19 protein-coding genes are annotated in these 23,349 nt (G+C 68.1%); 1 reads left to right on the forward strand and 18 read right to left on the reverse strand.

What is annotated here, in order from left to right; all coding sequences use genetic code 11:
- Window positions 1–117: 117 nt before the first annotated feature.
- The 17 genes from fusA to DEI98_RS00690 all read right to left on the reverse strand — a co-directional run bounded on the left by fusA (window position 118) and on the right by DEI98_RS00690 (window position 18,510).
- Window positions 118–2,235: an elongation factor G gene (gene fusA, locus DEI98_RS00610; RefSeq protein WP_027466735.1), complete on the reverse strand. Its 2,118-nt coding sequence runs from the start codon at window positions 2,233–2,235 to the stop codon at window positions 118–120.
- An 87-nt stretch (window positions 2,236–2,322) separates the two neighbouring features.
- Window positions 2,323–2,793, reverse strand: coding sequence for a 30S ribosomal protein S7 (rpsG, locus tag DEI98_RS00615; protein ID WP_017885539.1), 471 nt, complete (start codon window positions 2,791–2,793; stop codon window positions 2,323–2,325).
- Between the two features lie 5 nt (window positions 2,794–2,798).
- Window positions 2,799–3,167, reverse strand: coding sequence for a 30S ribosomal protein S12 (rpsL, locus tag DEI98_RS00620; RefSeq protein WP_017885540.1), 369 nt, complete (start codon window positions 3,165–3,167; stop codon window positions 2,799–2,801).
- Window positions 3,168–3,395: 228 nt separating this feature from the next.
- A complete protein-coding gene (locus DEI98_RS00625) occupies window positions 3,396–4,601 on the reverse strand; it encodes a hypothetical protein (protein ID WP_111099571.1) in 1,206 nt (401 codons plus the stop codon).
- A gap of 37 nt (window positions 4,602–4,638) precedes the next feature.
- A complete protein-coding gene (locus tag DEI98_RS00630) occupies window positions 4,639–5,154 on the reverse strand; it encodes a DUF6121 family protein (RefSeq protein ID WP_111099572.1) in 516 nt (171 codons plus the stop codon).
- Between the two features lie 27 nt (window positions 5,155–5,181).
- Complete coding sequence (locus DEI98_RS00635) at window positions 5,182–5,715, reverse strand: hypothetical protein (RefSeq protein WP_111099573.1); 534 nt, start codon at window positions 5,713–5,715, stop codon at window positions 5,182–5,184.
- 226 nt (window positions 5,716–5,941) lie between these two features.
- Window positions 5,942–6,664: a hypothetical protein gene (locus DEI98_RS00640; RefSeq protein ID WP_111099574.1), complete on the reverse strand. Its 723-nt coding sequence runs from the start codon at window positions 6,662–6,664 to the stop codon at window positions 5,942–5,944.
- 1 nt (window position 6,665) lies between these two features.
- The gene (locus DEI98_RS00645) at window positions 6,666–7,442 is read right to left on the reverse strand and encodes a hypothetical protein (RefSeq protein WP_111099575.1); all 777 of its coding nucleotides are present in this window, start codon (window positions 7,440–7,442) and stop codon (window positions 6,666–6,668) included.
- Window positions 7,439–8,491 carry a type IV pilus assembly protein PilM gene (gene pilM / locus DEI98_RS00650; protein ID WP_110893921.1) on the reverse strand — a complete coding sequence of 351 codons (1,053 nt, stop codon included), beginning with the start codon at window positions 8,489–8,491 and terminating at the stop codon, window positions 7,439–7,441. Before pilM ends, DEI98_RS00645 begins: the two co-directional genes overlap by 4 nt.
- A gap of 59 nt (window positions 8,492–8,550) precedes the next feature.
- The gene (locus tag DEI98_RS00655) at window positions 8,551–9,414 is read right to left on the reverse strand and encodes a prepilin peptidase (protein ID WP_375334575.1); all 864 of its coding nucleotides are present in this window, start codon (window positions 9,412–9,414) and stop codon (window positions 8,551–8,553) included.
- Window positions 9,411–11,276 (reverse strand): hypothetical protein, encoded by a 1,866-nt coding sequence (locus tag DEI98_RS00660; RefSeq protein ID WP_111099576.1) that lies wholly within the window; start codon window positions 11,274–11,276, stop codon window positions 9,411–9,413. Before DEI98_RS00660 ends, DEI98_RS00655 begins: the two co-directional genes overlap by 4 nt.
- Entirely contained in the window at window positions 11,276–11,929 is a 654-nt protein-coding gene (locus DEI98_RS00665) for a PilW family protein (RefSeq protein WP_111099577.1), read from the reverse strand. The genes DEI98_RS00660 and DEI98_RS00665 overlap by 1 nt, the downstream gene beginning before the upstream one ends.
- Window positions 11,929–13,272 (reverse strand): carboxypeptidase-like regulatory domain-containing protein, encoded by a 1,344-nt coding sequence (locus DEI98_RS00670; RefSeq protein ID WP_111099578.1) that lies wholly within the window; start codon window positions 13,270–13,272, stop codon window positions 11,929–11,931. Before DEI98_RS00670 ends, DEI98_RS00665 begins: the two co-directional genes overlap by 1 nt.
- A 69-nt stretch (window positions 13,273–13,341) precedes the next feature.
- Entirely contained in the window at window positions 13,342–13,806 is a 465-nt protein-coding gene (locus DEI98_RS18985; RefSeq protein WP_111099579.1) for a type II secretion system protein, read from the reverse strand.
- A gap of 185 nt (window positions 13,807–13,991) precedes the next feature.
- A complete protein-coding gene (locus tag DEI98_RS00680) occupies window positions 13,992–15,224 on the reverse strand; it encodes a type II secretion system F family protein (protein ID WP_111099580.1) in 1,233 nt (410 codons plus the stop codon).
- Window positions 15,224–16,846, reverse strand: coding sequence for a type IV pilus twitching motility protein PilT (locus tag DEI98_RS00685; RefSeq protein ID WP_309147096.1), 1,623 nt, complete (start codon window positions 16,844–16,846; stop codon window positions 15,224–15,226). Before DEI98_RS00685 ends, DEI98_RS00680 begins: the two co-directional genes overlap by 1 nt.
- The gene (locus DEI98_RS00690; RefSeq protein ID WP_111023276.1) at window positions 16,843–18,510 is read right to left on the reverse strand and encodes a GspE/PulE family protein; all 1,668 of its coding nucleotides are present in this window, start codon (window positions 18,508–18,510) and stop codon (window positions 16,843–16,845) included. The genes DEI98_RS00685 and DEI98_RS00690 overlap by 4 nt, the downstream gene beginning before the upstream one ends.
- Window positions 18,511–18,911: 401 nt before the next feature.
- Between DEI98_RS00690 and DEI98_RS00695 the strand changes: the two genes are divergently transcribed.
- Window positions 18,912–19,307 carry a VOC family protein gene (locus tag DEI98_RS00695; RefSeq protein WP_071245506.1) on the forward strand — a complete coding sequence of 132 codons (396 nt, stop codon included), beginning with the start codon at window positions 18,912–18,914 and terminating at the stop codon, window positions 19,305–19,307.
- A 129-nt stretch (window positions 19,308–19,436) separates the two neighbouring features.
- On the opposite strand, the gene rpoC is transcribed toward DEI98_RS00695, so the two are convergent.
- A complete protein-coding gene (gene rpoC / locus DEI98_RS00700; RefSeq protein WP_111099581.1) occupies window positions 19,437–23,318 on the reverse strand; it encodes a DNA-directed RNA polymerase subunit beta' in 3,882 nt (1,293 codons plus the stop codon).
- Window positions 23,319–23,349: the final 31 nt, after the last annotated feature.

Consider the following 23,349-nt stretch of genomic DNA (forward strand, 5'->3'; position numbering starts at 1 on the left):
ACCCCCGGCCGGCCCTGGATGGGCTCGGGACCGTTGGTGCGCGGTGTGTGTCTGTACTTTACTTGGTGGCGAGGGGCCCGTCGCCGGGCGCCCCCGCCTGTGGAGAAGCGCTGAGCGCTACTCCCCCGCGTTCTTCGCGATGATCTCCTCGGCGACCTTGGCCGGGACCTGGCTGTAGGTCTCGAAGGTCATCGAGTAGACCGCACGACCAGAGGTCTTCGACCGCAGGTCGCCGACGTAGCCGAACATCTCGGACAGCGGCACGCTCGCGCGGACCACCTTGACGCCCGAGGCGTCCTCCATCGAGGCGATCTGGCCACGACGGGAGTTCAGGTCACCGATGACGTCGCCCATGTACTCCTCAGGAGTACGGACCTCGACGGCCATGATCGGCTCGAGGATCGCCGGACCGGCCTTGCGAGCCGCTTCCTTGTAGGCGATCGAGCCGGCGATCTTGAACGCCATCTCGGACGAGTCGACGTCGTGCGCCGCGCCGTCCTTGAGGATGGCCTTCACGCCGACCGTCGGGTAGCCCGCGAGGATGCCGACCTGCATGGCGTCCTGGATACCGGCGTCGACCGACGGGATGTACTCGCGCGGGACACGGCCACCGGAGGTCGCGTTCACGAACTCGTAGACCTTCTCGCTCGTGACCTCCATCGGCTCGAGCGCGATCTGCACCTTCGCGAACTGGCCGGAACCACCGGTCTGCTTCTTGTGGGTGTAGTCGTAGCGCTCGACGATCTTGGTGAGCGTCTCGCGGTAGGCCACCTGGGGCTTGCCGACGCTCGCCTCGACGTGGAACTCGCGCTTCATGCGGTCGACGAGGATGTCGAGGTGGAGCTCGCCCATGCCCTTGATCGTCGTCTGACCGGTCTCGGCGTTGAGCTCGACGCGGAACGTCGGGTCCTCTTCCGCGAGCTTCTGGATGGCCGTGGAGAGCTTCTCCTGGTCGGCCTTCGTGTTCGGTTCGATGGCGACCTCGATGACCGGCTCCGGGAACGTCATCGACTCGAGGACGACCTGGTTGGTCGGGTCGCACAGGGTGTCACCGGTGGTGGTGTCCTTGAGGCCGATGACCGCGTAGATGTGGCCAGCGGTCACGTTGGCGACCGGGTTCTCCTTGTTGGAGTGCATCTGGAAGATCTTGCCGATGCGCTCCTTCTTGCCCTTGGTCGAGTTGATGACCTGGGCACCGGACTCGATCGAGCCGGAGTAGACGCGCACGTAGGTCAGACGACCGAAGAACGGGTGCACCGCGACCTTGAACGCGAGGGCCGAGAACGGCTCCGACGCGTCGGGCTTGCGGATGATCTCCTTCTCCTCGTCCTTGACGTCGTGGCCGATCATCGGCGGCACGTCGAGCGGGGACGGGAGGTAGTCGATGACGGCGTCGAGCATCGGCTGGACACCACGGTTCTTGAACGCGGAACCGCAGAGGACCGGGTAGAGCGTGCTGCTCACCGTGAGGGCACGGATGGCTGCCTTGATCTCGGCGACCGAGAAGTCGGTGTCGCCCTCGAGGTAGCGCTCCATGAGGACGTCGTCCGCCTCGGCCACGCGCTCGATGAGCTTCTCGCGGTACTCGGCGGCGCGGTCCTGCAGGTCGGCCGGGATCTCTTCGATCTCGTACTTCGCGCCCATCGCGACGTCACCCTTGGCGTCGCCGCGCCAGGTGAGTGCACGCATCTGGACGAGGTCGACGACGCCTTCGAACGAGCTCTCGGAGCCGATCGGCAGCTGGAGCACGAGGGGCTCCGCGCCGAGGCGGTTCACGATGGTGTCGACGGTGTAGTAGAAGTCGGCGCCCAGCTTGTCCATCTTGTTGACGAAGCAGATGCGCGGGACGTCGTACTTGTCGGCCTGACGCCAGACGGTCTCGGACTGGGGCTCGACGCCCTCCTTGCCGTCGAAGACGGCGACCGCACCGTCGAGGACGCGGAGCGAACGCTCCACCTCGACCGTGAAGTCCACGTGACCGGGGGTGTCGATGATGTTGATCTGGTTGTTGTCCCAGAAGCAGGTCGTCGCGGCCGACGTGATCGTGATGCCGCGCTCCTGCTCCTGCGCCATCCAGTCCATCGTGGCAGCGCCGTCGTGGACCTCACCGATCTTGTGCGTGATGCCCGTGTAGAACAGGATGCGCTCGGTCGTCGTGGTCTTGCCGGCATCGATGTGCGCCATGATGCCGATGTTGCGGACCTTGTTCAGGTCGGTGAGCACGTCCTGTGCCACAGGGTTCCTCCGGAAGAGTTGTAGGAGAGGTTGGCGGCCGTCCGGGCGCCGGGGTTCTTGACCACCGGCGCCCGGACGGTGCCGGGACTACCAGCGGTAGTGGGCGAAGGCCTTGTTCGACTCGGCCATCTTGTGCGTGTCCTCGCGGCGCTTGACCGCGGCACCGAGACCGTTCGACGCGTCGAGGATCTCGTTCATGAGACGCTCGGTCATCGTCTTCTCGCGACGGGCCTTGGCGTACGAGGTGAGCCAACGGAGCGCGAGGGTGTTCGCGCGGTGCGGCTTGACCTCGACCGGGACCTGGTAGGTCGAGCCACCGACGCGGCGGCTACGGACCTCGAGAGTCGGACGGACGTTGTCGAGCGCCTTCTTCAGCGTCACGACGGCGTCCTGCTGGTTCTTGGCGGAAACGCCCTCGAGTGCACCGTAGACGATGCGCTCGGCGAGGCCCTTCTTGCCGTCGAGCAGGATCTTGTTGACGAGCTGGCTGACGATCGGCGCACCGTAGACCGGGTCGGCGACGACGGGACGCTTGGGGGCGGGACCCTTACGAGGCATCTAACTCAACCCTTCTTCGCGCCGTAGCGGCTACGAGCCTGCTTACGGTTCTTGACTGCCTGGGTGTCCAGGGCGCCACGGATGATCTTGTACCGCACACCCGGGAGGTCCTTCACACGACCGCCGCGGACGAGCACCATCGAGTGCTCCTGGAGGTTGTGACCCTCACCGGGGATGTAGGCCGTGACCTCGGTGCCGTTCGAGAGCTTGACACGAGCGACCTTGCGCAGTGCCGAGTTCGGCTTCTTGGGGGTGGTGGTGTAGACGCGGGTGCACACACCACGCTGCTGGGGGTTCGCCTTCAGGGCGGGCGCCTTGGTCTTGGTGACCTTCGGCGTACGACCCTTGCGAACCAGCTGCTGAATAGTAGGCAACTGTTCTCCTGGTTCTTCGCTCGTGCTCTCTGGCCGGCGCGTTCCGCCGGCTTCCTCGTCCCACGCTGAGCACCGCCGGACGGCGGGTGTTCGAGTGGGGGACGGAGTGGTCCGGCTGGGCGATCCCGCTCGCCGGACTTTTCGGGCGCGCCCGAGGGCGCACACCCGGTAGAGACTACCCGCGTAACGGGACGAAATCAATCCGGGTCACCCCGGGAACCGACACCGTCATGAGCCGGTGTCGGACGACCCGTTGCCCACCGCCGAGCGGAACGTGGCGCCGTCGCTCGAGAAGCCCGTGACGTACCCGCTCGCGTTCACGTTGAGCGGCCCCGCGGAGGCCGTCCCGGTGCCGGCAGCACCCGAGATGTCGGCCGTGTACTTCGCCCGGCCGGGCGCCGTCGTCGTGATCAACCAGCCGTTCGTCGTCCAGCTGCCGACCCGGACCGTCGGCCGCGTCTCGAGCGTCCACTTCTGGTTCGAGTACGTGTACGCGGGGTTCTGCCCGTACGCGTAGAAACTGCACCCGGCGGGGGCGGCGTCGGTGGAGGCGATGCAGCCGTCCACCCAGTCGTCCACAGCCCGCTTGGCGGCCTGCTGCCCGGCGGTGGTCAGGGTCGTGGTCATCTGCACCGGGGTCGAGGTCGACCGACCGAACCCGCTGACGCTCGCCGATCCCCCACGCGCCGTGGTCCACTTGCCACCGTCGAAGGCGACGTCGTACGTGCCGGGCAGTGCACGGAGGCTCACCGTGCCGTCCTTCGCGGTCTCCACGTTCCGGCCGGCGACGGTGACCGCCGCACCGGACGGCCCACGCACGGCGACGGCGACCGACCCGAGCTCGGGGGCCTGCAGCTCCCAGATGGGGAACACACCCCAGTCCGTCCCGGTCTTGTCCAGCGTGAAGGTCGCAGCGACGTCCTGCCCGCCCTGGCGCAGGTACGCGCGGACCGTCGCGGTGTCGCCGTCCGTGCGCGTCGCGGCGACGCGGTAGCCGGTGACCTTGTCCGATGCCTTCGCGTAGGCGGCTTCGCCGAGCAGCACGTCGGTCTTCTCGCGTTCGATGCCCGCGTCGTCGAGGGCGTCGGCCACGCGTCCGGCCGTCAGGTCGTCGAGGAACGCCCGCACCGGGCGGTCCGCCGAGTGCGAGGAGGAACCGACCGAGTAGCCGACGACACCGGCGACGAGCAGCAGGACGACCGCTGTGCCGCCCGAGATGATGCCGATGAGCTGGCCGCGACGGAGCTTCCGGCGGGGACGCTGGGGCGCCGGAGCGGGCACCCCGGGGAATCCGGGGGATCCTGCGCCGGGACCCGGACCGAACCCCTGGGCCGCTGCCTCGGACGTTCCGTCGGTCCCACGGATCGAGGCCACCGGCGGGACGGCACCCCAGCCGCCCTGCTGGTCCGGATCCTGCGCGTGCTGGTCGCTCATCGTTCCCCCGTTGCGTGTGCGTCGTGCCCTGCGAACACTACCGTCCGGCGGGTTCCTCGCCCGCGTTCGTCCGGTTGGGGCCGGAGCGCTCGTCAGGCCCGTCCAGACGTGCCGTCCCGGCCGCGCCCGAGCCGCCATCGGTCCGTGCCTGGTGGCGAGCCATCGTGATCCCGCCGAGCACCGACAGGAGCGCCACCACGACGGACCCGACCACGAACGGCCCGAGGGCGTACCCCGCGGGGAAGACGAGGAGCTCCGTCGCGTCCGAGCGGACGAGCGCGTAGCCCACGGCTCCGACGCCGAGCATGACCAGGTAGACCGTCGCCGCGGCCACCAGCGCGGTGACCCCGGGGTTGCCGTCGCGCACGCCGGCCGCGGTCGCGAGGAAGACCACCACCGCGCCACCGACCACCATCGCGGGCCCGAGGTACGGGGTGGCGTCGGGCTGCGAGATGACCTCGACGTCGGCGAGCAGGGCTTCGAAGCCCGTGACGGCGATCACGAGCGCGATGAAGAGGACGGACGTCATCGTCGCGATCAACCACCGGGACATGCGCCGATCGTATCGCCGACCGGCTGGTCAGCGAGCGGGTTCGGCGTGGTCCGTGTCGTCCGCGTGTTCGCGACGGTCCGCCCGGTCGGACTGCTCCTGCGCTGCGGCGACCAGGGCGAGCGCGATCGTCGCCGTGATGATCGGGACGGTCTCCGTCATGGGGGCGGGCGCGGGCGCGGAATCCGGCATCGTCGCGGACGTCTCGTCCGTCGCGGCCGTCGGGACGTCGGACTGGAGGCCCGTGGCGGCGTCCGCCTCGGCGGTCTCCTCCGGCTCGTGGTCGCGCAGCGCCGGGCCGATGACCGGCAGGACCCCGGTGGTCGCGGCCGGTTCGGCGTGCAGGACCGGCGGCTCGCTGGAGACGGATCCGTCGCGCTTCGCCGCGCGGCGCGCTCGGCCCATCTTCACCAGGACGACGACGGCGACGATCGCCCAGATCCCGTTGACGATGGTCGAGGGGACGGCGTGGTGCGCGGCGACGTTGATGGCCACCGCGAGCCCGCCGACGAGGTTGAACAGCTGGTAGAGCGGGCCGTTCGGGATCTTGCCGGTGGAGAACAAGATGTAACCGGCTAGAACGGTTACTGCGCCGAACCAACCCAGGAATTCCACGATTCCGACCAACACGCGCGACTCCGGGCACGACGAGGAACGGCCGGTTCGAGCCGACCGTTCGAGCGGGATGAGCAGCCGCGATCACGGCGTCTGGTGCATCGTAATCACAACGACGGGTGTCGCGGAAGTGGGGTCGGCGTGGCGCGGCCGACCCCAGTCCGTGGGGGTCGGGTCAGCCCTTCGCCGCTGTGTCCGAGTCGGCGGTCAGGACGTACACGTAGCCACCGAACGTCCACGTCGTCGCAGCCGCCGCGGCCGGGTCGGTCGAGTCCTGCGAGATGGAGGACGACACCGTGGTGACCAGGAAGAGTCGAGCGCCGTCCTGCATGCCCCCGACGAAGGACAGGGCCCGGTCGAACGACCCGTCGACCGACACGGAGACGGGGATGGCCGAGAAGTTCGCGGCCGAGATCGCCGGGTCGGTCACGGGCGCCGTCGCGGCGCCGGTGGATACCGCGGTCGCCTCGTCCGGCGCCTCATCCGTCGCCTCGTCCGTCGCGGAGGCCGACGAGTCGTCGGTGCCCGCGGCAGTCGAGGCTGCGACGGGAGCGGTGTACGCCACAGCGTCCGACGTCGTGATCGCGGACACCTTCACACCCGCCCGGGCCGCGACGCTGTCGACAGCACCGTAGAAGGAGGACATGTTCGCACTCGACGGCACCGAGGTGGTGAGCTCCGCGAGTTCCGCCTTCATCGCCGGCAGGGATTTCGCGCGGTCCTTGAGCCGGGCGAGTTCCGCCGCCGTCGTCCGGTTCGTCGCGTCCACCGACACCTGGTCGGTACGGTCACTCGCGGCCTGTGCGAGATGTGGCTGCACGCCGAGGAAGAACCCGGCGAGTGCCACCACGACCATCGCCACGACGGCGAGGAGCATGTTGAGTCGGTTGCGGGTCATCTCACTCGCCCTTGTCCTGGTACTTGCCGTCGAAGGCGGCCTGGTCGACGTGGATCGTCATGTTCACCGTGTACGTGGCCGTCGTCGGGTCGAGCGTGACCGAGTTCGCGGTCGCGTCGACGAAGCCCTTGAGCCCCTTGACGGCATCGAGCCACGACGGAACGGACGGCAGCGTCGGGCTCTGCGCGTCGATGGTCAGGGTCGCGACCCTCTGCCCCTGGAGCGGGGTGTCGGCCTGCGCGTAGGTCTCCAGCGGCGTGGCCGAGTCGATCGCGACGCCGGTGATCTCGACTCCCGCCGGGAGCGACGCCTTCAGCGAAGCGAGGTACGGCTGCCAGGCGATCTCCGTGGCCCCGCCGACGGACTGCGCGGCTTCACGCAGCGCAGTACCGGCCTCCGTGTCCCGGACCTCGCGGTAGTTCGCCTGCTGCTGCAGGAGCGACAGGGTCTCGTCCTGCGCGTGGGTCAGGTCGTCGTGGGCCTGGCTGGACAGGAGGCTGGCTCCGGCGGTCGCGATCCCGACCACGATCGCCACGAGGACGACGCCCGCCCACATCCGACGGACGACACGGCTGCTGCGTCGGTCGGCGAGGACCTCGGTGGGCAGCAGATCGACACTGGGGCGGCCCCCGACGACGATCTCGCTGGGGGTGGTCCGACGCTGACGTTTGACTCGCTCCGCGGTCTCGGCGGCGACGCGCAGTGCGGGGTCGGTCGCCGCTCCTCGGCGGCGACTCCGTCCAGAGCGCGAGGGCTTCGACTTGGTCGACTGGCTCATGCTGCCTTCCCTCCCGCGGCGAGTCCCCATGCCACGGCGATCGATGCGCCGTGCGCGTGCAGGTCCTCGACGCGGATGGACTTCGCGAGCGCGACGTTCGCGAACGGTGCCCCGAACCGGACGGGCGTCCGGGTGAACTCCGAGAGCGCTGCGGCGAAACCGGGGAGCGCAGCTGCAGCGCCGCAGAGCAGGATCTCGCCCACGGGCTCGGCAGGGTGGGTGTTGACGAAGTAGTTGACGGTGTTGCGGAGACTCGAGAGCAGTTCGCCCATCGTCTCGCGGACTGCCGCGACCGCGAGCGCATCGTCGCCGGTCCGCGCCCGCTCCGGATCCATGCCCAGGTGGCGCTTGACGGCTTCGGCCGCTCCCTCGTCGATCGTCAGCCGGCCGGCGAGGAGCCGCGTGATGTCATCGCCGCCGGTCGGCACGATACGGACGAACTTCGGGACGCCGTCGGTGACGATGACGACGGTCGTCGTGTTGCCGCCGCACTCGACGATGGCCACGGTGCCCGACCGGTTCGCCGGCGCGAGGACACGTGCCAGGGCGAACGGGATGAGGTCGACACCGACCGGCTTGAGCCCGGCGTTCTGGACCGCGCGGACGTTGGCGAGCACGGCGTCCTTCACCGCGGCGACGAGGAGACCGCTCACGGTGGGGCCGTTCTCCCCCGTCTCCTCGCTGGTCGGGTAGAAGTCGAGGATGGCGTCGCCCACGGGCACCGGGAGCATGTCCTGCACCTGGAAGGGCAACGATTCACGGATCTGCGCGATGGGGGCCTTCGGGACCGTCAGGTCGCGCGACAGCACGCGCTGGTTGCCCATGCCGAGCACGACGTCCTTCGAGCGGAAGCGCCCGAGCGACCAGAGCTGTCGGAGCGCACCCGCGACGGTGTTCGGCTCGAGCACCTCACCCTGCTTCGTCGCGCCCGGGGGCACGGGAACCTCGGCGAACCGCAGGATCGTCGGTCTCGGCTTGTCGGCGTCCTGGACCTCGACAGCACGGATCGCGGCGGCGCCGATGTCGACGCCCACGATGCTCTTCGACATGGGTGGTCCTTCCGTGACCGTCTTCGGGTCGGTCTGGTGGGTCAGCGCGCGACGAGGCGTCAGGCGAGTCCGAGGAGGCGCAGGTAGCCGTCCCATGCGGGGGCACCGACGGCGATGCCGAGCCAGGCACCCGCGAGCATCCAGGGGCCGAACGGGATCCCGCTGCGACGGCCCGCCCGGCGCACGACCAGGAGGACGACTGCGAAGGTACCTCCGAGCAGGAACGCCGCGAAAGAACCCACTGCGAGGGGTCCCCATCCGAGGTACGCCAGCACGAGGCCGAGCACGCCGGCGAGCTTCACGTCACCGAGCCCCATTCCGCCGGGCACCGCCAGCGCGAGCACGAGGTAGACGCCGCCGAGGACGACCAGGCCGATGAGGCCCCGGAGCGCGGCGCCCCAGTCCCCGGACGCCGCCGACGCCGCCAGCAGGAGCACGGGCAGCACGACGTAGGCCGGCAGCACGATCCGGTTCGGCAACGTGTGGGTGTCGAGGTCGATGAGCGTCAACGAGATGCTGATCGCCATCAGGTACAGGAGTGCGACGAGCAGGATCGCAGCGTGGATCGTTCCGGGGACGCCGTCCGGCGCCGCCAGCGGCGACCACGGTGCGAGTACCGAGAGCAGCGTCACCGCGACGAACAGGAGGCCCGTGGCGGCTTCGACGAGCGGGTACCGGGCCGAGATGGGCGCGCCGCAGTCGCGGCACCGGGCGCGCAGGACGAGCCATGAGATCACGGGCACGTTGTCGCGACCTCGGATCGCGTGACTGCATCCGGGGCAGGAGCTGGCCGGCGCGACGACGGACATGCCCGCGGGCACCCGGTACACGACGACGTTCAGGAACGACCCGATCGCGAGACCGAGCACACCGACCAGCGCGGCGACGAGGGGCGCCACCGAGGCGAAGGAAGCCACGGTCACTTCCCCGTCGGGGTGCCGTCGGCGCGGAAGGCCGTCGCGGACTCGGTCTCGGTCGTCACACCGTAGGTGGTCGAGACCGGCTGCAGGAACTTGGGAGGGGCCGAGGACTTGAGTCTGCTGTCGTACGAGTACGCCTTCGCGTACCCCGTCAGCAGGCCGTTGCCGTACGAGGTGCGGACCGAGCCGCGGAACTGCTGGGCGATCGATCCGTAGATCGTGAGGATGCCGAGGTTCGACCCGTACTGGCTGTTCTGGACGTTGAACGTGCCGAGGTTGCTGGCGATGGCCGCGTCGATCTCGATGTTCTTGGTCGGCGCCGTGTTCGTCGAGTAGGAGCTGCTGCCCGTGTTGCACACCGTGTTCGACCAGCCGGAGTAGCTCGAGCACGACACGGGGTTGTAGACGGAGACCGCCTTCTGCCCGACGAGCCCGAGCATGTCGTCGGAGGTCCGGCCGTTCTGGTAGACGATGTTCCCGGTGACGTACAGGAAGTTCTCTGCGGCGAGGGTCATCTGTCCGCCGAAGGATCCGGACACGAAGGCATCACCGCTTCGGCACCCGTAGTACCCGGCATCCCCGCGCGTTCCGGTGAACTCGCCGTTGAGCGGGTACCCCAGGCCGTTGCCGTAGTCCGAACTCGTCGAGGTCCCCGACTTGACCGTCTGCTGGCAGTAGACCGGCGAACCCGCGTTCACGGTCCCGTTGACCGTGCCGGACGGTGTGGCGCTGGACGCCCAGTAGTTCGGGTCACCGACCGTCGACGGCACGCTCTGCACGTAGACCAGGTTCGCGGGCAGCGTGGGGACGACGGCACCGGTTCCCCGGAGGGCAGCGACCGAGCCGCACAGGGCGTCGTTCCCCGGACCCGGCGCGATGGCGCTGCCCGTGGCGTTGCCCTTGACCTGTGTGGAGATGGTCCACGGTGAGACCACGCGCATCTTGCCCCCGGCGAGGAACGTGATGGACGTCGGACCGGTGTACAGGCACCCGGGCTTCGCCACCTTCTCGGGGATGTCGGTCCGTGCCTCCTGCTTCATGTTCGCGTTGGTGCTCGGCATGGGGAGCGTCCCGACGTTCTTGATCTTCCCGCCGATGAACTTCGTGGACGAGCGGCAGGCGGAGTCGATGGTCGTCGCCTTGCTCGTGTAGAAGAAGTCGGCGGGCCCCGTGTCCTGCACGCTCGAGTTGAACGTCGCTCCGCAGGCGGTGATGACGTCGTTCGACCGGACCGGCCCGTCGAGGACGTCACCGCTGGCGAACGTGACGGCTTCACAGCTGCTGCTGGAGCTCCAGTCGTCGTCGTTGCGGTGGTTCGAGACGCAGCCGGCGTTCGTCAGACTCGGGTCCTGGGACTCGTAGTTCGTGAAGTACAGGTAGTTGACGAAGCCGTCGCCGCGGAGGTCCACGACGATGGTCCTCGTCGTGGCACCGGCCTTCCCCGTCACGCGCAGGCGGACCTTGCCGGTCGTCGAGTAGTCGGAGTTGTCGACCTCGTACCGGTAGGACTGGTCGGTGCTCCCGACCACGTTCGCCCACGAGCCGTCCTTCGTGGTGCCGAAGGCCTTGTTCGCCGGATCTGCCGTGTACGTGCTCGTCGACGAGAACGCGGTGCGCACGCCGTACTTGACGTAGGCGTTGTCGGCTGCGAGGCGGCCCTGGTAGTCGGAGAGCCCCGCGTACGCGGCCGCGATCGCCTTGTTGTAGTTCGTGTCGGTCGTCGCTTTCGTCGCACCGCTCGTCGCGGTGGCGACGACGAGGGACAGCACGATCATGAGCACTGCACCGATCCCGATGACGGCCGCGAGGGCGACCCCGCGTTCGTCGTCTCGGGCGCGCAGGCCTCGGAGGATCCGGATGAGCATCATGACTCCGTGGCTGCGCCGTAGTCGAGGTTGCGCAGGTTGATGGTGGCCTGGAACGTGCTGTCGTTGACGGTCACGCCGCCAGCCGACCCCACGGTCAGTGCTACGCGGACGGACCGGATCGTGTCGTAGGTGGCATTCGCCGGCGCGGACACGGGTCCGTTGTCCGCGTCGACGTACGAGAAGAGCGTGCCGGCCCGGACCACGTCGGCGAGCCACAGCGTCCGGGTGGCGCCGGTGAACGTGCAGTACCCGCCGGCCGGGCAGTCGCCCCGCTGCAGCTGCATGCGCAGCCGGTTCGACACGACGTCGACCGTCACCTTGGTGAGCCCGGCCCGTGCGCTCGACAGGTCGACACCCGAGTAGAACTGCACGCTCCTGCCCGTGGCGCTCACGAACGCCGGCGCACTGACCGTCTTGCTCACCTGCCACCGCGAGGCCTCACGCAGGTACCGGCTGAGCTGCGTCATCGACGTGGTTCCCTGTCGGGTGCTGTCGTTGACCGAGGACACTGTGCGCTGCGCCTTCGAGATCGACACGAAGAAGCTCCCGACCAGGGTGAGCAGCAGCGACGTCACGAGCATGGCGACGAGGAGCTCCACGAGCGTGATCCCGCGTTGGTCGCCACGCAGACGACGGAGGAGCGCGCGCATCAGCTGGCCGGCCTCGGGTCGACGAGGACGACGCCACCGGTGACGGCACCGTTGCTGACCATCGCGGTGTTGGTGGCGGTGAGCGCGAGCGGCGTCGTCGCCGCGCCCGCGGTGCCGCCCGTGAACAGCTTCCAGGTTCCCCACGGCAGGGCGATCGTCATGCTGTCCGACGTCGGCTTCGGGAAGCTCAGGGTCATCCCCTTCGCGCAGCCGGGATCGCCGTTCACGGCTGTTGTGGTCTTTGCGGTGATGAAGAGCGCCTTGTCCGGCTTGGCGAGCGTGATCGCGCCCATGCTGATCGGGATCGGCCCGGTCGCGTCCTTGAACTCCGTCGCCGTCCCCTTCTTGCCGGCCTTGTTGGCGGTTGTCCAGGCACCTGGTTCCGGGCCCAGGCAGGTCGCTGCGGCGTCGGACGACACGTCTGCGGAGTACAGCCCCGCGACCGCCTGGTACCCCGAGGGGAACGGGAACAGGGCCGCGCTCGTCGGGGCGGGGTTCAACACGGTCGTGCCCGAGGTCCCGTTGGTGATCGACAACGGCAGGTTCGTCGGCAGGATCGCGGACGACGCCGGCGAGGTCACGTACTTGAACGAGTAGGTCGTCACCTTGTCGAAGGTGAAGGCAGCGGCACCGGAGCTCCCGACCGACACCGTCACCGACTGCGACGACGGACTCGACTGTTGGGTCGAGTCGATGTACCCGGTGCGGGCGACCGTCACCTTGTAGGTCCCCGGCGGAACACCGGCCACGTAGGTGCAGCCCTCCGCGTCCGTCGCCGGGAACGTGACCCCGGCGGGGCCACCGCTCACGGTCGGCACGATCCCGGAGACGCCGATACCGTTCGCGTTCGTCACGCCGACGAGGATCGAGCCCGTGGTGTCCGAGTTGATGTTCGTGAGTGGAGCGATGGCGCTCGACATCTCGACTTGCTGGGTCCCGGACGCTGCAGCGCTGGTTCTCCAACGAACCGTGACCGTCACGGCCTTGTACGACAGGCTGCCGTCGCCCGTGCCGCAGGCGGTGGCCGCGCCGGACGACCGGGTCCACGACACCTTCCGGGTCAGGTCGAAGACCTGGTTGCCGACCTGCTTGGTGGCGGTCCCGCTCTTCACGTTGAAGATGCTCGGGGTGTCCCGGAGGTCGTCGATGTCCTCCATCGCGATCGTCGACGCGACCTCTCGAGCACGGGTGTCCTTCGACAGCACCAGTGAGGCGGCGATGCCCGCGGCGATCCCGGCGGCGATCAGGGCGAAGATCGTCATCGCGACCATCACCTCGATGATCGTGAAGCCGTCCTCGCTCTCACGTGCGGAACGCAGTCGCTCGGCGATGCGCGAGATCATGGCGTTCCTTCCTCGTGGAGAGATGGCATAGCCCGTGCGGTCGTTCGACCGCACGGGCACTCCTCAGTACTACTTCTTGGTGAAGACGCCGGCGGAGCAGGAACCCTCGGCTACGCCGGAAGCGTCGGTCGCGCCGAACGTCTTACCAGTCGCGGTGCTCTTGCCCGCGATGCAGAAGGCAGTCTTGTCCGCGTTGACCGTGTAGGTCAGGGTCGTGTCCGTACCAGAAGTACTGCCCGCGGCCTTGTACGGGTCAGCGGCCAGTTCCGCCGTGCTGATGCTTGCGGGAAGCGTTCCCGAGTCCGACTGCGTGACAACGGTCACGACCGCGGTCTTCGCGTTCGTGATGTCGGACTTGACGGCCGAGTTCTTCGCGTTGTTCTGCACGCTGATGTACACCGGGATGGCGATCGCGGCGAGGATGCCGATGATGATGACGACGACGAGGAGCTCGATGAGCGTGAAGCCCTTCTCGCCGTCCTTCAGGAGACCCTTGCGGCGAGCGTCGAGCTTGCCCATGAGAGCGAAGTACATGGTTGTTTCCATTCTGCGGGCAATGTCGGGGAAATGGGTTCGGGGCTTGCTCGGCCGCCGCAGATCAGCGTATTGGGGGCACATCGAGCGGCCAATCCCGAGAACGGGGGGCACGCTGGGCACAAAACACCCCCAATGCGGGGGAGGGTCGATATCGACAATGCCCCCGCATGGGGGTGGAATGGCTAGGAAGCGTTCTGCACGACGTTGGTGATCTGGAAGATCGGCATGTACAGCGCGATGATCATCCCGCCCACCACCACCCCCAGGAACGCGATGAGCAGCGGCTCGATCAGCGAGGTGAGGGCATCGGTGGTCGCCTCGACTTCGGCGTCGTAGAACACCGCGATCTTCTCGAGCATGATCTCGAGGGAACCGGCGTCTTCACCGACCGCGACCATCTGCGTCACCATTGCCGGGAAAACCGATTGTGCCGCGAGCGGCAGCGCGATTGATTCACCTTTCCGCACGGCCTCTGCGACATTGTCGAGCGCGCGCTTCACGACGAAGTTGTTCGACACTTCCCCGACGATCCGCAATGCCTGCAGAATGGGCACACCGGCGCCGATCATGTTCGAGAAGTTGCGAGCGAACCGAGCAATGACGATCTTCTTCTGCAGCGGACCGAAGACCGGCAGTTTCAGGGTGATCGGATCGATGAACGCTCGGACGCGTTCGGTGTTCTTGTTCGCTCGCCACCAAAGCCACGCCAGCACGACGACGATCGCGAGCGGGATCGCGACGTACCGCATGGCGTGTGACAGCGTCACGAGGATCTGCGTCGGCAGCGGGAGCGTGCCGCCGAGCGACGAGAACATGTCCTGGAAGATCGGGACGATGAAGATGAGCATGATGGCGACCGCCACCAGCGACATCACGAGCACGACCACCGGGTAGGTCATCGCCGACTTGATCGTCGAGCGGAGCTTGTGCTCCTTCTCGAAGTTCGTCGCGATGGAGTCCATGGCCTGGTCGAGGAAGCCGCCGGTCTCCCCCGCACGGATCATGTTGATCATGATCGGCGGGAAGTCGACCGGGTACTTCGCGACGGCGTCAGAGAACGAGACGCCGCGCTCGACGTCGTCGCGGACCTTGCCGAGGATGTCCTTGAGCTTCTTGTTCTCGGTCTGGTCGGACAGGATCGTCAGGGTCCGCAGCAGCGAGAGCCCCGAGGTGAGCATCGTAGAAGCCTGCCGCGACATGATCGCGAGGTCCTTGAGGCCGACGCCCTTCTCGAACCCGGGGATCTTGATCTCGGTCTGGAGTCCGGTGCCGGCCTTCGCCTCGGTGATGGCGATCGGTGAGACGCCCATCCCCCGGAGGCGCTGGACGACGGCTCCCTCGGACGCGGCGTCGAGACGACCCTTGACGAGCTTGCCGGCGCCGTCACGCCCGCGGTAGTCGAACGCGAGTGACATCAGTAGCCTCCGGAGAACTTGTCGCCGAAGTCGATGCCGCTGGCGGCGATCGCAGCGGCCGAGGAGTCGGACGGGGACTCGACGCGCTGGACGAGCCGGTCGAAGCCCTCTTCGTCGTGCACCTTCTCCATCGCGGCCTTGCGCGAGATGGTGCCGACGTTGACCAGTTCGGCGAGGTCCTGGTCCATGGTGTGCATGCCGAGGTCACGGCCGGCCTGCATGGCGGAGGTGATCTGGTAGGTCTTACCCTCGCGGATGAGGTTGCCGATGGCCGGGGTGATCGTCATGATCTCGGTGGCGACGACGCGACCGACGCCGTTGGCCTTCGGGACGAGGGTCTGGCAGACGACACCCTGCAGGGTGGCCGCGAGCTGGGTGCGGATCTGCCCCTGCTGGTGCGGTGGGAAGACGTCGATGACGCGGTCGATCGTGCCGGGTGCGCTCTGCGTGTGCAGGGTGGCGAACACCAGGTGACCGGTTTCGGCGGCGGTGAGCGCGACGGAGATGGTCTCGAGGTCGCGGAGCTCACCGATCAGGATGACGTCGGGGTCCTGCCGCAGCACGTGCTTGAGCGCGGAGGCGAAGGAGTGGGTGTCGGCGCCGACCTCGCGCTGGTTGATGATCGACCGCTTGTGGTCGTGCATGAACTCGATCGGGTCCTCGACCGTCACGATGTGGTCGGCACGGCTCTCGTTGACCAGGTCGATGAGCGCGGCGAGGGTGGTCGACTTGCCCGAGCCGGTCGGGCCGGTGACGAGGACCAGTCCACGGGGCAGGCCGGCGAAGTCGCCGACGTGCGCGGGGATGCCGAGCTGCTTGAGCGTCTTGATCCTGGTGGGGATGATGCGGAACGCCGCACCCCAGTTGCCGCGCTGCTGGTAGTAGTTCACGCGGAAGCGGTACTCCGGCGACAGCGAGTACGCGAAGTCGAGCTCCTGGTCGTGGTCGAACTGCCCGGCCTGTTCGACGGACAGCAGCGTCTTGAGCGCCGCGATGACCTTGCCACGCGACCACGCGCCTCCGGGCACGGCCGGCCGGAGCGAGCCGTCGACGCGGACGGTGGGCGGGGCGTCGGCCGTGACGTGCAGGTCGGAGGCCCCCTGGTAGACGACCTGTGCAAGTGCGGTGATGAGGTCGGGGTCGGCGACCTCTCGTGCGTGCCGGGCGAAGTCGATGTCACCGGCCGACGCCGCGGCGAGGGCCGGGGTCGGAGCAGGCTCAGCCGGTGTGGCGTGGTGGGCGCCGCTGTAGGCGATGGCCGGCAGCTGCTGGGTCGCCGGCTCGGCGTACCCGTAGGTGGCGGTCGAGGACGGCACCGCGGCGGGCGGCGTCGCCGGAGCGGTCGCGGACTGCGCCACGGGCGCAGCCACCGGACCACCCACGGGCCCGGCAACCGGGCTCGCCACGGCCGTGCCGGTGGGCGCGGGCCACACTGCCGAGTCGTCCGTCAGGTCGTAGACCTGCTCGGGCGGGGCAGCGGCTGCCGCGGCCAGCCGCGCGGCACGGCGGGAGCCGACCTCGGCACCGGGGGTGCCGGGGTGCCATCCGGCGACGGGCTCGTCGCCGGGCATGGTGATGTCGTACACGGAGTCGGTCATCTGCTCGTCCTGTTCTCCGGTCATGCGACGACGCGCAGGATCTCGTCGACGCTCGTCATGCCGAGCTTGACCTTCTCGAAGCCGTCCTGGCGGAGCGTGAGCATGCCCTGCTGCTGGGCGACGCGGCTGATCTCCGCGCTCGAGGCACGACCGACGGCGAGCCGCTCGATCTCCTCGGTCACGGTCATGACCTCGTGCAGGGCGATGCGGCCGCGGTAGCCGGTGTTCGAGCAGACGGCGCAGCCGACCGGGGCGAAGAACGCGGGCATCTCGTCGCCGGGGGCCAGGAACCCGAGCGCCCGGAGCTGCTCGATCTCGTACACGGCGGGCGCCTTGCACCGGTCGCACAGCCGGCGTGCGAGTCGCTGGGCGACGACGGAGTCGAGGGCGGATCCGACCAGGAACGGCTCGATGTCCATCTCGGTCAGGCGGGTCACGGCCGACGGGGCGTCGTTGGTGTGCAGGGTCGAGAGCACGAGGTGCCCGGTCAGCGACGCCTCGATCGCGATCTGGGCGGTCTCGTGGTCGCGGATCTCACCGAGCAGCACGACGTCGGGGTCGGAGCGGAGGATCGAGCGGAGCGCGGAGGCGAACGTCAGGCCGGCCTTCGGGTTGACCTGCACCTGGTTGATGCCGGCCATCCGGTACTCGACCGGGTCCTCCACCGTGATGACGTTGATCTCGGGCTTCGCCACGGCGTTGAGGGTCGTGTACAGCGTCGTCGACTTGCCCGAACCGGTGGGACCGGTGACCAGGATCATGCCGTACGGCTTCGAGTAGGACCGCTGGTACGCCTGGAAGTTCTGCTCGAGGAGGTTGAGGTCCTTGAGGGTCAGCGACGTGTTCGTGTTGTCGAGGATCCGCATGACGACCTTCTCGCCCCACACGGTGGGCAGCGTCGCGACACGGAGGTCGATCTGCCGGCCGCCGTGCCGCACGGACATGCGGCCGTCCTGCGGCTTGCGACGCTCGGCGATGTCGATGTCGCTCATGATCTTCAGGCGGCTGATCACGCCGTTCTGGATGTTCTTCGGCGCCGGCGCCATCTCGTGCAGCACGCCGTCGATGCGGTACCGGATCCGGACCTCGTGCTCGCCGGGCTCGATGTGGATGTCGGACGCGTGGTCCTGGATGGCCTGCGACACGAGCAGGTTCACGAACCGGACGATCGGGACGTCGTCGAGGGCGCCGTCGGCGATGTCGATCTGCGCCTTCGAGGTCGTCGACGCTTCTTCCTCGAGCGACGACGTCAGGTCGTTCAGCTCGTCGTCGGCGCGCAGGTACCGGTCGAGGGCAGCGACGAGGTCACGCTCCTCGACCTGCAGCGGCTTGATCGCGCGACCGGATGCCGTCCGGGCGTCGTCGATGGCGAGCACGTTCGTGGGGTTCACCATCGCGAGGATGAGCAGGTCGCCCTCGAACCCGACGCCGAGCACGCCGTGACGACGGCACAGGGCCGCCGGCAAGATCGACACCGCGGTGCCGTCGACGGGGTAGTCGCTCAGCGGGACGGTGCGGGAGTTGTTCGACGCGGCCCGGGCGGTGATGAACTGGGCCTCGCTCACGACGCCCTGGTCGACCAGGCCACGGATGGCGCGCTCGTCGAGGTCCTCGTCACCCGTCATCGCATCGAGGTGCTCGATGGGCAGGGCGCCGTTCAGGATGAGGATCTCGGACAGGGTCGCCATGAGTCCCGTGCCTCCTTGGACTCGCGCACGGCGAGACGTCGTCGGGTGATGCGCCACCAGGGATGTGGCGCCCGACCACGCTACTTCTGGGGCCCTCGCCGACCGCAGTCCCAGAAAGAGGGGGCGGAGGGGGTCCGGCTGCACCCAGAACTGGGGTCCACGACCGGTTCGGCCCCGGTCCGGGGGACGCCTCGGCCGGTTCGCGGTGGTCGTCGGAGGGTGCATGTCCGCCAGCCTCCCGTACCCCGCACCGGTCTCGGAGCCATGGCGAGCAGTCCGTGGAGAACGTCGGTGTCACACGGGGGTGTGGAGGAACGACGCCGCCGTCAGACGCGGGCCGGACAGCGCGGCACCGCGGAATCCCTCTCGACGCGCGCCCCCACCCGGGCACATGATGAGTCATGGACATCACGAGCGTGACCGTGGGGTTGCCCGTCAGCGACATCGAGGCGTCCTGCCTCTGGTACGGCGCGGTCTTCGAGCGCACCGAGCCGGACCTCGAGCCCGAGGACGGCGTCGCCGAGTACGAGGTCGGCGGCATCTGGATCCAGCTCTACGTCGACGAACAGGCCGAGGAGAACCCGGTCAGCGTCCGCTTCGGCGTCGACGACGTCGCCGCGCAGCACGCACGCATCGGCGCGCTCGGCATCGACATCGGCCCCGTCGAGTGCGTCGACGGGGCGGTCGACTGGTTCGACGTCCGCGACCCCGACGGCAACGTGCTGAGCCTGTTCTCGCTGGTCGACGAGACCGGACGCGGTTCCGGCCGCGACAACGGCGCGGGCCGCGCGCTCTAGCCGCGACCCCACGGCGGACGGGAGGCCCGTGGCGGCCCCGCACCGCGCCTCCAGGCCGTCACGTGGTGACGACACGACGAAGGCCCCGCCTCCTTGCGGAGACGGGGCCTTCGTGGGATCACATCAGGCTCAGTTGTACGTGCCCGGCGTGAAGTCGTCCGACGAGAAGCTGTCGAAGTCGACGAAGCTCAGGTCGGCGTCCGAGAACGACGAGTCGTCAGCGAAGATGCGGTTGGGGTACCGCTCCGCCTTCGCCTCTTCGGTCGCGTTCACGTCCACGTCACGGTACCGGCTGAGGCCCGTCCCGGCGGGGATGAGCTTACCGATGATGACGTTCTCCTTGAGGCCGACGAGGTGGTCCTGCTTGCCCTCCATGGCCGCCTGCGTGAGCACGCGGGTGGTCTCCTGGAAGGAAGCGGCGGACAGCCACGACTCGGTCGCGAGGGACGCCTTCGTGATGCCCATGACCTCCTGGCGAGCCGAAGCGGTCTTGCGACCCTCCTGCAGCGCCGCACGGTTCAGCGCGTTGTAGCGCGACCGGTCGACGAGCTCACCCGGCAGCAGGTCGGTGTCGCCGTGGTCGACGACGGTGACCTTGCGGAGCATCTGGCGGACGATGACCTCGATGTGCTTGTCGTGGATCGGCACACCCTGCGAGCCGTAGACGTCCTGCACACCGTTGACCAGGTGCTTCTGGACCTCTCGGACACCCTTGACCCGGAGGACTTCCTTCGGGTCGACGGTGCCGGCGATGAACTGCTCGCCGAGCTCGACGTGCTGGTTGTCCTCGATGAGGAGCGTCGCACGCTTGAGCACCGGGTAGATGAACGGCTCGTCGCCGTTGTCCGGCGTGAGGATGATCCGACGACCCTTGTCCGTGTCCTCGACCACGACGCGGCCGGGGGCCTCGGCGATCGGGGACGCGCCCTTGGGGGTACGCGCCTCGAAGAGCTCCGTGACACGCGGCAGACCCTGGGTGATGTCGTCGGCCGAGGCCGAACCACCCGTGTGGAAGGTACGCATCGTCAGCTGGGTACCGGGCTCACCGATGGACTGCGCGGCGATGATGCCGACTGCCTCACCGATGTCGACCAGGTTGCCGGTGGCGAGCGAACGGCCGTAGCACTTCGCGCAGACACCGACGGCCGACTCGCAGGTCAGGACCGAGCGCACCTTGATGCTCTCGACACCGGCTGCCAGCAGCTTCTCGAGGAGCACGTCACCGACGTCCTCGCGAGCCTCTGCCACGACCGTGCCCTGTGCGTCCACGGCCTCGGTGGCCAGGGTGCGGGAGTACACGGTGTTCTCGACGCGCGGGTCGCGGACGAGCTTGCCACCGGCGTCCACGGTCGCGATCGGCAGCTCGAGGCCACGCGTCGTGCCGCAGTCGTCCTCGCGGATGATGACGTCCTGCGAGACGTCCACGAGACGACGGGTGAGGTACCCGGAGTCCGCGGTACGGAGCGCGGTGTCGGCAAGACCCTTGCGAGCACCGTGGGTGGCGATGAAGTACTCCGCCACGGTCAGGCCCTCGCGGTACGAGTTGATGATCGGGCGGGCGATGATCTCGCCCTTCGGGTTGTTCACCAGACCACGCATACCGGCGATGTTTCGGACCTGGAGCCAGTTACCACGAGCACCGGACGACACCATGCGGTTGATGGTGTTGTCGACCGGGAAGTTGTCGCGCATCTCCTGCGCGATCTCGTTCGTGGCCTCGGTCCAGATCTTGATCAGGTCGGCGCGACGCTCGGAGTCGGTGATCAGACCCTTGTCGAACTCGCCCTGCACCTTGGCGGCCTGGATCTCGTAGCCCGCGATGATCTCCTTCTTGCGAGGAGGCGTCACGACGTCCGACAGGGCGACGGTCACACCGGAGCGGGTGCCCCAGTAGAAGCCGGCGTCCTTGATCCGGTCCAGCGCAGCGGCCGTCTCGGTCTTGGAGTAGCGCTCGGCGAGGTCGTTGACGATCGCGGACAGCACACCCTTGTCGGTGACCTTCTGGACGAACGGGTAGTTCGCCGGGAGGGTCTCGTTGAAGAGCGCACGGCCCAGGGTCGTCTCGAGCAGCACGGTGTCGCCCTGCTCGTAGCCCTCGGGAGCTTCACCCTCGGCGAAGTGGACACCCGTCATGCGGATCTTCGCCATCGCGTTCAGGTGCAGCGTGTGCTGGTCGTTGGCCAGGATCGCCTCGGCGACCGAGGAGAACGCACGGCCTTCACCGACGGCGCCCTCGCGGACGGTCGTCAGGTGGTGCAGACCGATGATCATGTCCTGTGCGGGCAGGGTCACCGGGCGGCCGTCGGACGGCTTCAGGATGTTGTTCGAGGCGAGCATCAGGATGCGGGCCTCGGCCTGGGCCTCGACCGACAGCGGCAGGTGCACGGCCATCTGGTCACCGTCGAAGTCCGCGTTGAACGCAGCACACACGAGCGGGTGGAGCTGGATGGCCTTGCCCTCGACGAGCTGCGGCTCGAACGCCTGGATGCCCAGACGGTGCAGCGTCGGCGCACGGTTCAGCAGCACGGGGCGCTCGCGGATGATCTCCTCGAGCACGTCCCACACCTGCGGACGCGAACGCTCGACCATGCGCTTGGCCGACTTGATGTTCTGCGCGTGCGACAGGTCGATGAGGCGCTTGATCACGAACGGCTTGAAGAGCTCGAGCGCCATCTGCTTGGGCAGACCGCACTGGTGCAGCTTCAGCTGCGGGCCGACGATGATGACCGAACGGCCCGAGTAGTCGACGCGCTTGCCGAGCAGGTTCTGGCGGAAGCGACCCTGCTTGCCCTTGAGCATGTCGCTCAGGGACTTCAGGGCGCGGTTGCCGGTACCCGTGACCGGACGACCACGACGACCGTTGTCGAACAGCGCGTCAACGGCTTCCTGCAGCATGCGCTTCTCGTTGTTCACGATGATCTCGGGGGCACCGAGGTCGAGCAGGCGGCGGAGACGGTTGTTGCGGTTGATCACACGACGGTAGAGGTCGTTGAGGTCCGACGTGGCGAAACGGCCACCGTCGAGCTGCACCATCGGGCGCAGCTCCGGCGGGATGACCGGCACGACGCCGAGCACCATCGCGGCCGGCGAGTTGCCGGTGGCGAGGAAGGAGCTGACGACGCGCAGACGCTTGATCGCGCGGATCTTCTTCTGGCCCTTGCCCTCGGCGATCTGCAGACGCAGCGCCTCGGCCTCGGCGGCCAGGTCGAACGCCTCGAGCCGGAGCTTGATCGCCTCGGCGCCCATGTAGGCGTCGAAGTAGATCCCGAACCGGTCCTGGAGCTCGTGGAAGACGGCGTCCTCGGGCTTGAGGTCGCCCACCTTGAGGTTGCGGAAGTCCTCCCACACACGCTCGAGACGGGTGATGTCCTCGTCGAACGACTTGCGGACCTGGGACATCTCCTTCTCGGCGGTGTCCTTGGTGCGGCGCTTGACGTCGGCCTTCGCACCCTCTTCCTCAAGGGCTGCGAGGTCGTCCTCGAGCTTCTTGAGGCGGTCAGCGATGATCGAGTCGCGCTGGCCCTCGAGGGTCTTGATCTCGAGACGCATCTCGTTCTCGAGACCCGGCATGTCCGCGTGACGGCCCTCTTCATCGATGTCGATGATCATGTACGCCGCGAAGTAGATGACCTTCTCGAGGTCCTTCGGCGCCATGTCGAGGAGGTACCCGAGGCGCGACGGGACGCCCTTGAAGTACCAGATGTGCGTGACGGGGGCAGCGAGCTCGATGTGGCCCATGCGCTCACGACGGACCGAGGACTTGGTGACCTCGACGCCGCAGCGCTCGCAGACGATGCCCTTGAACCGGACACGCTTGTACTTGCCGCAGGCGCACTCCCAGTCGCGGGAAGGACCGAAGATCTGCTCGCCGAACAGACCGTCCTTCTCGGGCTTCAGGGTGCGGTAGTTGATGGTCTCCGGCTTCTTGACCTCGCCGTACGACCACTGACGGATGTCCTCGGCGGTCGCGAGGCCGATCCGAATGGCGTCAAAGGAAGTTGCTTCGAGCAATGTTCTTCTCTCTTGCTGATTCAGGCTTCGA

It is taken from the genome of Curtobacterium sp. MCLR17_034 (assembly GCF_003234485.1).
Lineage (GTDB): Bacteria > Actinomycetota > Actinomycetes > Actinomycetales > Microbacteriaceae > Curtobacterium > Curtobacterium flaccumfaciens.

Coding starts and splice junctions, on each gene's coding strand:
- rpsG (WP_017885539.1), bottom strand. CDS start 2,793: ATGCCTCGTAAGGGTCCCGCCCCCAAGCGTCCCGTCGTCGCCGACCCG.
- DEI98_RS00625 (WP_111099571.1), bottom strand. CDS start 4,601: ATGAGCGACCAGCACGCGCAGGATCCGGACCAGCAGGGCGGCTGGGGT.
- DEI98_RS00630 (WP_111099572.1), bottom strand. CDS start 5,154: ATGTCCCGGTGGTTGATCGCGACGATGACGTCCGTCCTCTTCATCGCG.
- DEI98_RS00640 (WP_111099574.1), bottom strand. CDS start 6,664: ATGACCCGCAACCGACTCAACATGCTCCTCGCCGTCGTGGCGATGGTC.
- DEI98_RS00645 (WP_111099575.1), bottom strand. CDS start 7,442: ATGAGCCAGTCGACCAAGTCGAAGCCCTCGCGCTCTGGACGGAGTCGC.
- pilM (WP_110893921.1), bottom strand. CDS start 8,491: ATGTCGAAGAGCATCGTGGGCGTCGACATCGGCGCCGCCGCGATCCGT.
- DEI98_RS00660 (WP_111099576.1), bottom strand. CDS start 11,276: ATGCTCATCCGGATCCTCCGAGGCCTGCGCGCCCGAGACGACGAACGC.
- DEI98_RS00665 (WP_111099577.1), bottom strand. CDS start 11,929: ATGCGCGCGCTCCTCCGTCGTCTGCGTGGCGACCAACGCGGGATCACG.
- DEI98_RS00670 (WP_111099578.1), bottom strand. CDS start 13,272: ATGATCTCGCGCATCGCCGAGCGACTGCGTTCCGCACGTGAGAGCGAG.
- DEI98_RS18985 (WP_111099579.1), bottom strand. CDS start 13,806: ATGTACTTCGCTCTCATGGGCAAGCTCGACGCTCGCCGCAAGGGTCTC.
- DEI98_RS00680 (WP_111099580.1), bottom strand. CDS start 15,224: ATGTCACTCGCGTTCGACTACCGCGGGCGTGACGGCGCCGGCAAGCTC.
- DEI98_RS00685 (WP_309147096.1), bottom strand. CDS start 16,846: ATGACCGGAGAACAGGACGAGCAGATGACCGACTCCGTGTACGACATC.
- DEI98_RS00690 (WP_111023276.1), bottom strand. CDS start 18,510: ATGGCGACCCTGTCCGAGATCCTCATCCTGAACGGCGCCCTGCCCATC.
- DEI98_RS00695 (WP_071245506.1), top strand. CDS start 18,912: ATGGACATCACGAGCGTGACCGTGGGGTTGCCCGTCAGCGACATCGAG.